We start from the raw sequence: 12,301 nt of genomic DNA on the forward strand, positions 1-12,301 counted from the left end.
TTTCTAAAAATCAGCCCACTTGGTAATAGCTTTCCAGTTTTTTAATCAACCATTCTAATAGAATGCATAAGAGCCAGTATATCAATGAAATAGCAATATAAGCTTCAAAAAAGCGTAAATTAGAGCCAGCAGTTATTTTGGCTTGTCCCATCATATCAACGACCGTAATGGTAAAGGCTAGGGATGTCCCTTTTAATAAGCGAATAAGACTGTTTCCTAGGTTAGGTATGGCATTAATCATAGCTGAAGGTAAGATAATTCTCCACATGGTTTGACTAGCATTTAAGCCAATAGAATAGGCAGCTTCAATCTCCTTATGATCGACAGAAAGAATGGCTGAGCGAATCGTTTCAGAGTTATAGGCAGATTCATTTAGTCCCATGGCTAAGAAAGCGTAAAGAATGGCAGGGACTTGATTCACATCCCAATCAGTACCAATTGATCGATTAAGCCATTGTAGAAAGATGGGTAAGCCGTAATAAGCAAGAAATAGCTGAACAAGCAAGGGGGTTCCACGCATAAAAGAAACAAAAAGATTGACGAACCCTCTTAGACCTTTGATCTTTTTGAGTTTGATGATAGCTAAAATAAATCCAAGTATTAAGCCGATTATCCCAGCAATAAGAGTAATTAATAAGGTAATCGGAAGTTTTTCAAGAATCCGTGGGAAAGCGATTTTAATGGCATTTAATGAAATAAGTTGACTGTTTGTTTGTTCTTTAAGTCTTTGGGATTCAAAGCTCTGATTGCGCTGAATAATTGTTTCATTTAGCAGAGTATCATCTTGACCTAAATATTTCAGTGAAATTTCACTCAGACTACCATCTTGTCGCATAGCTTGTAGGGTTCGATCAACCACTTGCCGCAATTCAACTTCATCTTTGCGGAAAATAAAATAAGAGCCAGGAATTCTAATTTCTTCTTCGTTAGCTATCGGATGCATTTTTAATTGGATGCCGTAAGTATCCTCAACATCCTTTAGATAGGTTGTGGCGTAAATAGTCGCGTCGATTCGACCGTTATAAACATCACGTATTAAAGAGGCTGGGTCAGACTCTGCATATTGGATAACAACTGCCTTATCAGGGTGAGCCTCATTCCAAGCTTCTAGGTAGATAGATTGTGGGGAAGAAGGAACGACACCAAAAGATTTGCCTGCCATTTGTTCAATGGTGAGGCCTTCCCTACTATCATTAGCTGTAATTAATACATTGTGAGTGATGACATATGGGTAGAGGGAAAATAAAAATTTTTCACGTCGTTCGGGATTTTCACCCAAATTATTGGCGACTAGATCGAACTGACCAGAATCCAGTCCTGCGAAGAGGGAAGAAAACTCAGTAATTTCAAATTTGAACTCAATATCTTCATTACGTCGATCAATTTCTTGCAGGATTTCAATTTCAATTCCTACTAATTGACCCTTATCATCAAAATAGTTGAGTGGTTTGGTTTGACCGGAAGTTCCAATCGTATACTCTTGTTTAGCTAATATGGAAGGATGAGTTAAAATTAAACTTATGGAAATAAGCAGTAAAGTAAAGATCAATTTATAAAGATTTTTCATGGAATTCTCCTAAGCACAATAGAATATGATTATTTTATCAAAAAAATGAATAGATAGATAGATTATGTGAATAAGAAAACAAGCAAAAAACAATCCCACCTATACGCTGATTAGGTAGGATTGTTTTTGTAGCAATTAAGAAACACCTGTTTTGACTATATGAAATCTTATAAAAGCCCTAATAGAGGTTGAATCATTGAAACTTGTACGGGTGCGCCAGGTCCTAATGGAAGGTTGAGACTGTACCATACAATTAATAAGATTGACCAGAAGATTAAGAAAGCAATAGAGTATGGTAGCATAGTTGAAATAAGGGTCCCAATTCCACTCTTCTTATCATATCGTTGCATAAACACAAGAATCATTGCAAAATAGTTCATCAATGGTGAAATAATATTAGTGGATGAATCAGCCACACGATAAGCCATTTGGGTCATCTCTGGGGACAAGTTAATGGCAATAAACATTGGAACAAAGATAGGAGCTAAGATTGCCCACTTGGCAGAAGCTGAACCAATAAACAAGTTGATAAAAGCTGCAAAGAAAATAAAAGCAAGGATTAAAGGAATTCCTGAAATCTTTTGACTTTTTAAGAAATCTGCACCTGTTGAAGCTAAAATAATTCCCAAATTAGACTCGGTAAAGTAAGCAATCAGTTGGGAAGCAAAGAAAGCCATTACGATGAAACCTGCCATTGATCGCATAGCCTCAATCATTGATTCCACGAAGTCATTAGAATTTTGAATTTTGCCAGTTGTACGACCATATACATAGCCTGGTATACCAAATAATAAGAAAACCATAAATATTAAGCCGGTATTCATAAAGGGTTGTAAAGTCTTTAGACCGGTCTCAGGGTCGATTGATTGGAAGGGACCAAACCAAGGGTTCATTAGTAGAAAAGCCGCGACTAATGAAACTAACAATGCGATCCCGGCATTCTTTAGACCTTTTTCTTCCTTAAGGGATAGCTCGCTAGTTTCATGTTTATCAAAGTCGCCATGGTATGAACCAAGATGTGGTTCAACAATTTTTTCGGTTATTAAAGTACCAATAATGGTTAAGAAAACAGTAGAGACGATTAAGAAATACCAGTTACCACTAATGGAAACTTCATAATCAATGCCACTGGCATTTAAAGCGACGTTAGTGATCCCTCCTAATAAGGCATCAGTTGGTCCAAACATAAGGTTGGCTGAAAATCCGCCCGATACCCCAGCAAAGGCAGCAGCTAGACCAGCAATTGGGTGACGCTTAGCACCAGCAAACATAATAGCGCCAAGTGGCACAACCACTACGTAACCAGCATCAGAGGCAATATTTGAGATAATACCGGCAAAAACAATCACCATGGTTAAGAGTGAATTAGGTACCTTCATGATTAACTTAGTCAAGGCAGAGCCGATTAAGCCTGACCATTCTGCAATTCCAACACCCAACATGGTGACGAGAACAGTTCCTAAAGGAGCAAAGCTAGTAAAGTTTGAAACCGCCGATTCAAATATATAGCGTAAGCCATCACTGTTTAAGAGTGAGACGGCTGCTATAGTACTGGTTTCATCTGCTTTCGCATCAAAGAACTCTACTGAAACGCCTGAGCGGTAAACCAAGTCAGAGATTAAAATAGTGATAGCCGACAAGATGATAAAAATTACTACTGGGTGCGGCATCTTATTACCGACTTTTTCCACCCAATCTAGTGAACGATGTACAAAACTTTTTTTATTCTTTCCATTTGATTCCATACTACTATTAATTATTCCTCCTATAACAATATTTTAAATCATTATAATAATAAATCTTATTAAATTATTTAAAGAGATGCAAGGCCTTTTCAAAACAATAGAAAGTCATCAATGAGTCTCTAAAAACAAATGCAAATAAAAACCGACCGGAGCGCTTTTAAGCACCTGGGTCGGCTTTTTGAGCTGTTTAAAATTAGTCTTCTTTTTTTGCGTTTTTGTCCACAAATCCGAACTTTTTGTTGAACTTGTCGACGCGTCCATCGGCTTGTGTAAATTTCTGACGTCCAGTATAGAATGGATGTGAATCAGATGAAATTTCAATCCGGATTAAAGGGTAAGTGTTTCCATCTTCCCATTCAACTGTCTCTGAAGAAGACTTAGTTGATCCTGATAAAAATTTATAACCTGTCGAAGTATCCATAAACACAACTGGATGATATTCTGGATGAATGCCTGCTTTCATGTGTATACTTCCTTTCTGCCGTAAATTATTTACTAATCTACAGTTATTCTTTGCACAGGGTGCAACATAAGAATAATAACAAAATTTTATAGTGCTGACAATCTTTTTTTGGAATATAATGAACTATCCCATCTCTTTTATTTCGAAAACGAGATAAAAAGTGCTATAATTTATGAAAATACTTTAGAGGGGGGAAGAAGTTGAAACGTGAAGAAGAACAGATTAGACAATCGCTTGCTAATTATCGGCCGAATCAATTTAAAGATAAGACACATTATGCTGTTTTAATTCCTCTTATTCAAAGAGAAAATGAATGGCACCTCCTTTATGAAGTAAGAAGCTCCTTAATTTCTCAGCCGGGCGATACTTCTTTTCCGGGAGGAAAGGTGGAAGTGGGTGAAACTTTTGAAGCAGCGGCAGTTAGGGAAACGATGGAAGAATTAAATATCAGTCGTAAACACATAGAAGTTATTGGAGAGTTAGATGGATTGATTCATGATGCAACAATGATTCATTCTTATGTAGCTTTGATTAAAGATATTACTTTTGATAATATAAGTCCGAATGCCAAAGAAGTCGCTTATTTGTTTACCCTTCCCTTAGACTATGTCTTAAATAATAATCCAACTTATTACGATGCATCTGTATTGACGGAAGTAGGGGAAGATTTCCCCTTCCACTTAATGGCTCATGGTGCATCTTATCAATTTAGAGTGGTAAAACGTAAAATTCCGTTTTATAATTTACCTAGTGGAGAGTATCTATGGGGCTTTACTGCCAGTATGACACAATGTTTTGCAGAGGTCATTCGTAATCATTATGATATCAATGTTCAGGAGGAAAAAATTAATGAATAATTTTTTTCAGCCATTCGAAAAAATGGGTCTACAAGTATTTTTAGCAGGAGCAGAATATAATTTTAGAGTCGCTAAAATAGGTGAAGCAGCGGTAAGCCAACAAATTACAAAAGCGCTTGAAAAAGGAGGTTTTGACTTCCAAAGTTTCTATACTGGAGAACAAGTTCATGGTCCCAAGGTTGCATTTCCTCAAGAAGAAATTAGCAATCCGTTTGCAATTGGGCATATAGTGCCTCAATCGGATGGTTTGTTAACTAATCAGCCTCAGCAAGTTTTAATGATAAAGTTTGCGGACTGTACTCCTGTCATTATTTTTGATGCCAACCAAAAAGTTTTTGCAATTGTTCATTCAGGCTGGAGAAGTACGGTGCAAAAAATCAGTCAATTGGCTGTTAAAAAGATGCAAGAGAAATTTGCTTGTAAATTAGAAGATCTTTGGGTCTATATTGGTCCTTCCATTGACCAAGATCATTATGAAGTGGGCGAGGAAGTCTATCAAGCTTTTGCCGAGTGGGATAATCATGCTTTTTATATAAAACCAGGTCAAAAAGAGGGCAAGTATCAATTGAGTATGACTGATGCTAACATGAAGTTAATTCAAGATTTGGGGATCCCTCAAGAAAGAATAATGGTAGATAGGCGTTCTACTTATCTATCTTCCGAGCTTCACTCTGCGCGCAAAGAAGGCAGTGACTATCAATTGAATGGTCTTTTTGCCATGATTAAGTAAAAAAACGAACCGAGCTTTTGCTTGGTTCTTTATCTTTTTTCTAGCTTTTAGTTAAGGATTGTTTAGAATAAAGGATATTAAAAGGAATTGGAGATTTTATATGGCAGAGGATAAGTTTAATAAAGAGGACTTCATGGCTCATTATAAAGGGCGAGGCTATTCTTACGAATCCATTCAAACAGAGATAGATAGTGAAAATAACAGTCGGGTTGTCATCAAAGAGCTGGAGGCGCAAGTAACAAAGCAAGTTCCGGAATTTTCATCTAAATTAAGCCATCGCTTAGTTGAGATGCCGGACGAAATCTATTAAGCTTCTGGAATTCGGATTTTTGGTCATCGAATGAAGAGTTTATTATTTTCGCCAGATGTGGCCCTTATTCGAAACTCAAATGCCCATGCTGTTATGTCAGTTTATCCTTTCACACCACAAATGGCTATTAATCAGTCATTGATTAATGTCTCATCCGTACCAGTTTTTACCGGAGTAGGAGGAGGAACGACCAGTGGCGAGCGCAGTATTCAACTAGCCTTTCAATCTGAGCAAGCGAGAGTCTTTGGAGTAGTCGTTAATCCACCAATGGAAAATGAGCTAATCCGTCAGATTGCCCAGGTGGTTGATGATCCTGTAGTGGCAACTGTTTCAAGTGAGCATGATGATGATATTGGGAAATTAAATGCAGGGGCTAATATGTTAAATGTTTCTGGAGGTGCTAATACCATTACCTATAGCCCACCTGCTTCTGCAGATATCTTCGCTGAATTGATGGCTAAATATCGTAAAAAAAAATAAAATAAGACGGGATATAAAAACTAAGCAGAAAGATGGTATAATAAATTTAAAATAAGTATAAGGGAGTTCAATATGTTTTCTAAAAAAGATCAAATTGCTGTAAATACGATTCGTGCTTTAAGTGTTGACCAAATAGAAGCGGCCAACTCAGGACATCCAGGATTACCACTTGGAGCAGCGCCAATGGCCTATGCTTTGTGGTCGAGTCATTTGAATATTAATCCTAAAGATAGTCAATGGATTAATAGAGACCGTTTTGTGCTATCTGCTGGACATGGTTCAGCCATGCTATATAGTCTATTACATTTATCTGGCTTCAAAGTTACAATGGAAGATTTAAAACAATTCCGTCAATTAGGTTCTATAACACCAGGGCATCCTGAATATCGTCATACTGATGGAGTTGAAGCGACTACGGGACCGCTTGGTCAAGGAATTGCGCAAGCAGTTGGTATGGCTATGGCAGAACAACATACGGCTGCTTTATATAATACGGACCAACATCAAGTTATTAATCATTACACCTATGTATTAGTGGGTGATGGCGACTTAATGGAAGGTATTTCTTATGAAGCTTGCTCTTATGCTGGCCGTCAAAAATTAGGCAAATTAGTGGTTCTCTATGATTCAAACGATATTTCTTTAGATGGTGACTTAGACTTATCATTTGTGGAAGATATTAAAAAACGTTTTGAGAGTCAAAATTGGCATTATCAAAGAGTAGAAGATGGTAATGACCTAGAGGCTATTTCTCAAGCAATCGAAGTTGCTAAAGAAGTAAGCGACCAACCTTCAATTATTGAAGTAAAAACAGTGATTGGTTTTGGATCACCGAATGAGGGAACTTCTAAAGTTCACGGAGCGCCATTGGGAGCAGACGCTTGGTCACAAACTAAAGCTAAATATGGATATGATTATCCAGCCTTTACTGTGCCCGAAGAGACTAAATCTGTTTTTAATGAAAAAATAGTGGAACGTGGAAAAAAAGCTCAAGATGAATGGCAAAATTTATTTGAACAATATCAAGAAGCTAATCCTGAATTAGCAAAAGAATTAAAAGCAGCTTTTGCAAATGAATTACCTGAAGATTATGCAGCTGACCTTAAATTTCTCGATGTGAATGCTAAAGCTGAAGCGACAAGAAGCTCTTCTGGAACAGCCATTCAAGGCCTAAAAGCTAGAGTTTCATATTTATGGGGAGGCTCTGCTGACCTTTCTGGTTCAAACAAGACCATGATTAAAGAGACAGAAGACTTTATGCCAGGAAGTCGACAAGGACAAAACATTTGGTTTGGTGTTAGAGAATTTGCCATGGCTGCCATGATGAATGGAGCTGCTTTGCATGGTGGAAATAAAATTTATGGTGGGACATTCTTTGTATTCTCAGATTACTTAAAAGCGGCCATTCGTTTGTCAGCTTTATCTCAATTACCCGTTACTTATGTTTTAACACATGATTCAGTTGCTGTAGGTGAAGATGGGCCAACACATGAACCGATTGAACATTTAGCAGCTTTTCGTGCCATGCCAAATCTTAATGTCATCCGACCGGCAGATGCAAACGAGACAATGGTGGCTTGGAAGATTGCCGTGGAATCTCAAACAACACCTACTTTATTAGTTCTTAGCCGTCAAAACTTACCGGTTATCAACAACTCTAATGAATTAGCAGAAGAAGGTGTTCGTAAAGGTGCTTATATCATCTCACCTGCCAAGGAAGACGCACAAGGTGTTTTAATTGCTACAGGATCTGAAGTTTCAGTAGCCATTGAAACTCAAGCACTATTGGCTGAAAAAGAAGTTTATGTAAATGTTATTTCGATGCCTGCTCAAAATATTTTTGATCAACAAAGTGACGAGTATAAAGAAATGATACTACCTAAACAGCTTGACAAACGAGCTTCTATAGAGATGGGATCTAGCTTTGGATGGCATAAATATATTGGTATGGATGGCTTAACCATTAGTATTGATGAATTTGGTACCTCAGCTCCAGGCCACCAAGCCATTGAACACTTTGGTTTTTCAGCAGAAAAAATCGCTCAAGCTTATCTTAAACACTTTGAATTATAAAATTAAAAGGGGGAGAAGGTATGGGGAAAAGAACAAATGAGACAAAGCCTCTAATTGTTCGTTTATTAATTATCGCTGCCTTAACTATTCTCCAGATTATATGGATAGTTGTATTGGTCAAAGATCTAATTGCCTATTCTGTTTGGCTAAACCTCTTTATGACTATTGTATCTTTTGGGATCATCATTTATTTGCTAGATAAGAACGAAAGTCCTGCTTATCGCTTATCATGGATTGTGTTATTAGCAGTTTCACCTATCATAGGCTCTTTGTTTTATCTCTATGCTGGTAACAAACGACCCTTGGCAGATATGACAGAACGACTTAATCGTCAGAATCGCTATCATTTAAGGGACTTAAAAAAGGTGCCCAATGCCTTAGGGTCGCTAGCACAAGATAATCCACGGATTGCAGGCATTGCAAAGTATGTCAATGATTACGCAAAAATGCCTGTTTCTGCGGGGGTAGACGTTAAGTATTTTGCGAATGGCGAATCAATGATGGAACCACTTATTCAAGACCTAGAGTCAGCACACTCACATATTTTTCTTGAATTCTTCATTATTGAACAAGGTCAAATGTTTGATCAAATCTTTGACGTGCTTAAAAGAAAAGCTCAAGAAGGTGTAGAAGTACGTTTAATATATGATGATTTCGGTTGTCTTTTAAGACTTCCTAAAGACTTTGTCGAACAAATGGAGGCATTTAATATTAAGGCCCTTAAATTTAACCCAGTGCGGCCAATTGTTTCTCTTGTTTACAATACTCGAGATCACCGCAAGTATATTGTTATCGATGATAAGATTGCTTATACAGGGGGTCTAAACATTGCAGATGAGTATATTAATGCGGTGGAGCGATTTGGCTATTGGAAAGACACTATGATTCGTATTAAAGGTGCTGCTGTATGGAACATCTCACAAATGTTTTTAACTATGTGGAATGCCTACGTAACTGAAGATTCAGATGATAAAAAATTTACTGACCAAGCCAGTTTAGATGAAAGTTTAAGTATTATCGAAGGTAATGAGTCCAGCGGCTATGTCCAACCCTTTAGTGATACACCTTTAGATAGTGAAGTAATAGGTGAAAATGTCTATCGTGAGATTCTCAACACCGCAGAGCGTTATGTTTATATTTTTACTCCCTATTTAATTATTTCCTATGAGTTACAAACGGCTATGACTTTAGCAGCTAAAAGGGGTGTGGACGTGCGCTTGATGACACCAGGAATTCCTGATAAAAAATTAGTTTATCGAATTACTAGGTCTTTCTATCGTCCTTTGATAGAAGGTGGAGTAAAAATTTATGAATATACTCCCGGTTTTCTACATGCTAAGTCATTCGTTTCAGATGATCGGGTGGCGATAGTCGGTACCCTTAATTTAGATTATCGTTCACTATATCTTCATTTTGAAACGGCTACCTTGCTATACTATCATCCAGAAATAAAAGCGATTAAAGATGACTTTATTCAGGCACAGAGTGTGGCTGAATTAATTCGGATGAAGCACCTAAGACGTTCGATTGCTGGAAGGATTATCGACGCATTATTGAGATTGTTAGCTCCATTCGTCTAGTATTAAGGAGGCCGAAAATGAGATGGGAAGATTTAAGACGAAGTAAAAATGTTGAAGACCGTCGAAGCCAAGGCGGAAGTTCTTTTGGCGGAGGAATGGGCTCAGGCCGTTCGGGTGGTATGAGTGGTAATCTCCTAATGATGTTATTGATGTCAAAAGGGAAATTTAAATGGATTTTGATAGGAATCTTGCTTATTTCCTTTTTTACAGGAGGATCTTCTTTGTTAGGAGGCGGGCAACCAACGAATCGCAACTACGGTGATTCAGGTGTCGTTTTTGAAGATGCTAGTGAAAAGTCCGACTCTAACAATCAAATAACTGATGAAGAAGGAGAGTTTCTTTCAGTAGTATTAGCTAATACCGAAGATTTTTGGACTGAAAAGTTCGCTGAATACGATTTAACTTATAAAAGACCAAAATTAGTCCTTTACACAGAAGGAACAAATACTGGTGGATGTGGATTTGGCCAAAGTTCTGCAGGCCCCTTCTACTGTCCAGGTGACCAAGCTATCTATATAGATGTTAGTTTTTATCGTGAATTAGCTAATAAATATGGCGCTCCAGGAGACTTTGCGATGGCTTATGTTCTGGCTCATGAAGTGGGGCATCATGTCCAACAACAGCTAGGGACAATGGATGATTATCAGAAACTGGCTCAACAAAATCCAGGCGTTAAGAATGAATTAACGGTTCGCTTAGAATTGCAAGCAGATTATTATGCAGGAGCTTGGGCACGCTATGCTGATGAGCAAGGTATCTTAGATGAAGGAGACATTGAAGAAGCACTTCAAGCAGCCTTTTCAGTAGGGGATGATACTTTACAAAAAGAAACGATGGGGTATGTAGTTCCTGATTCCTTTACTCATGGAACATCTAAGCAAAGACAAGAATGGTTTGCTAGAGGCTATAAATATGCTGGTGATTTCCAAGAAGCAGATACCTTTAATGGTGATATTTAACAAAAAAGAACGCTTTATGAATTTTCATAAAGCGTTCTTTTTGTTCTAAAGCTTTTCTCTAAAGCTTTTCAAGCAATTTGTTGATAAATTTAAAGGTTCTTTCAGTTGAAGAAATCGAAAGTCTTTCATTAGGGCTATGCACGTCTTTCATCGTAGGGCCTACTGCAATCATTTCCATTTCAGGGAAAGTATCTGTAAAAACAGCCGGTTCAAGAGCAGCATGGACAACCTCAACTTTCATTTCTTTATTAAAAGTCTCTTTAAATGCTTCTAGGGCAGTCTCTCTAAGACTAGACTCTTTTGCAAATTCCCAAGCTTGATAATAATCTGCTTCAATCACATCAAATCCATTTTTTTGATAGATTTTTGTCACATTTTCAGTATGTTTATCAAAAGATTCAGGATTCGAACTTCTAAGGGAAATAGTGACTTTTAATTGACGATCTTGAATATCAAAGATAGCGAGATTGTTAGAACACTCAACAATATCAGGATATTCTTCCATCATACTATAGACACCGTGTGGGACTTCAGCGATAAATTGCTCAATATTTTCTTGGCTTTGTGCCGATAAGACCTCATCTATATTATCAATTTTTTTAATGGTTACTTGCATGTCTTTATCAAGAGGATATTTAGCGATTAAGTTTGTAAAATCAATGGAATAATCTTCTTCATCTGATGCAAATACTACTCTTGCATCGCGGGGTATCGCGTTATGTTTTGATCCGCCGACAATCGACACTAATTCATAGTCGGACACCTCTTTAATTAAGTTCATAGCCTGTAAGGCAAATTTAATGGAGTTTCCTCTTTTTTGGTGGATTTCCATTCCTGAATGTCCACCTAACATATTATTAATGGTTAATTCAAAAGTGTTTTTTAACTGGCGAGCTTGATATTTAAGTTTTTGCTTACCAATAAGGTTATGGCCACCAGAACAACCGGCCAGTAAGATGCCTTCTTCTTCTGCATCAATGTTAATTAATTTTTTGCCACGAATATTTTCTTTTTTTACAGCTCGTGCACCAGACATGGTGGTTTCCTCATCCGTAGTAACCAGCAATTCAAGAGCAGGGTGTTTAGCTTCTTTGTCTTCAATGATTGCTAGACCCATAGCTACTGCAATTCCATCATCTGCTCCTAAGGTTGTCCCTTTGGTTTTAACCCAATCCCCTTCCACTGCCAATGGAATAGGGTCTTTGGCAAAGTCGTGTTTTATGCCTTCTGCCTTTTCAGCCACCATATCCATATGTCCTTGAATGATGATTGGTTCATGATCCATATAGTCGGGATGGGCTGGCTTTCTAATAATAATATTATTAGCTTCATCTTGAATAGTTTCATAACCCAATTCTTTTCCTAAATGATACAGGTAGTCGCTAACTGCTTGTTCATTACCAGATTCTCTAGGTATTTTGGTTAACTCTTCAAAGTAGTGGAAGACTCGATTAGGTTGTAGATTTTCTAACAATTTAATTTCTCCTTTCATCTTAAGCGTCGACAAAATCAAACGCTATCAAATGGCTTCTAAGTT

At 37.5% G+C, this 12,301-nt stretch carries 11 protein-coding genes; 7 read left to right on the top strand and 4 right to left on the bottom strand.

Annotated elements, in window-relative coordinates; genetic code table 11:
• Positions 1–10: 10 nt before the first annotated feature.
• The 3 genes from ACQV2R_RS02595 to ACQV2R_RS02605 form a co-directional block, all read right to left on the bottom strand.
• Positions 11–1,567, bottom strand: coding sequence for an ABC transporter substrate-binding protein/permease (locus ACQV2R_RS02595; RefSeq protein ID WP_428891785.1), 1,557 nt, complete (start codon positions 1,565–1,567; stop codon positions 11–13).
• Between the two features lie 167 nt (positions 1,568–1,734).
• Positions 1,735–3,312, bottom strand: a complete 1,578-nt coding sequence (locus ACQV2R_RS02600; RefSeq protein WP_428891786.1) for an AbgT family transporter — start codon at positions 3,310–3,312, stop codon at positions 1,735–1,737.
• 193 nt (positions 3,313–3,505) lie between these two features.
• On the bottom strand, positions 3,506–3,775 hold the full coding sequence (locus ACQV2R_RS02605; protein ID WP_428873142.1) for a type B 50S ribosomal protein L31: 270 nt from the start codon (positions 3,773–3,775) through the stop codon (positions 3,506–3,508).
• 200 nt (positions 3,776–3,975) lie between these two features.
• Between ACQV2R_RS02605 and ACQV2R_RS02610 the strand changes: the two genes are divergently transcribed.
• From ACQV2R_RS02610 to ypfJ, 7 genes are all read left to right on the top strand, one after another.
• Positions 3,976–4,632, top strand: a complete 657-nt coding sequence (locus ACQV2R_RS02610; RefSeq protein WP_428875239.1) for an NUDIX hydrolase — start codon at positions 3,976–3,978, stop codon at positions 4,630–4,632.
• Complete coding sequence (gene pgeF / locus ACQV2R_RS02615; protein WP_428881978.1) at positions 4,625–5,362, top strand: peptidoglycan editing factor PgeF; 738 nt, start codon at positions 4,625–4,627, stop codon at positions 5,360–5,362. Before ACQV2R_RS02610 ends, pgeF begins: the two co-directional genes overlap by 8 nt.
• A 100-nt stretch (positions 5,363–5,462) precedes the next feature.
• Positions 5,463–5,672 (top strand): hypothetical protein, encoded by a 210-nt coding sequence (locus ACQV2R_RS02620; RefSeq protein WP_428873145.1) that lies wholly within the window; start codon positions 5,463–5,465, stop codon positions 5,670–5,672.
• A gap of 30 nt (positions 5,673–5,702) precedes the next feature.
• Entirely contained in the window at positions 5,703–6,152 is a 450-nt protein-coding gene (locus tag ACQV2R_RS02625) for a hypothetical protein (protein WP_428891787.1), read from the top strand.
• 72 nt (positions 6,153–6,224) lie between these two features.
• Positions 6,225–8,225: a transketolase gene (tkt, locus tag ACQV2R_RS02630; protein ID WP_428873147.1), complete on the top strand. Its 2,001-nt coding sequence runs from the start codon at positions 6,225–6,227 to the stop codon at positions 8,223–8,225.
• 20 nt (positions 8,226–8,245) lie between these two features.
• On the top strand, positions 8,246–9,805 hold the full coding sequence (gene cls, locus ACQV2R_RS02635; protein WP_428873148.1) for a cardiolipin synthase: 1,560 nt from the start codon (positions 8,246–8,248) through the stop codon (positions 9,803–9,805).
• Between the two features lie 17 nt (positions 9,806–9,822).
• On the top strand, positions 9,823–10,764 hold the full coding sequence (gene ypfJ, locus ACQV2R_RS02640; RefSeq protein ID WP_428873149.1) for a KPN_02809 family neutral zinc metallopeptidase: 942 nt from the start codon (positions 9,823–9,825) through the stop codon (positions 10,762–10,764).
• 58 nt (positions 10,765–10,822) lie between these two features.
• On the opposite strand, the gene pepD is transcribed toward ypfJ, so the two are convergent.
• On the bottom strand, positions 10,823–12,238 hold the full coding sequence (gene pepD, locus ACQV2R_RS02645) for a beta-Ala-His dipeptidase (RefSeq protein WP_428873150.1): 1,416 nt from the start codon (positions 12,236–12,238) through the stop codon (positions 10,823–10,825).
• Between the last annotated feature and the right edge of the window lie 63 nt (positions 12,239–12,301).

Origin of the sequence: Facklamia sp. P12937 (assembly GCF_050409505.1) — a bacterium.
Taxonomy (GTDB): Bacteria; Bacillota; Bacilli; order Lactobacillales; family Aerococcaceae; genus Facklamia.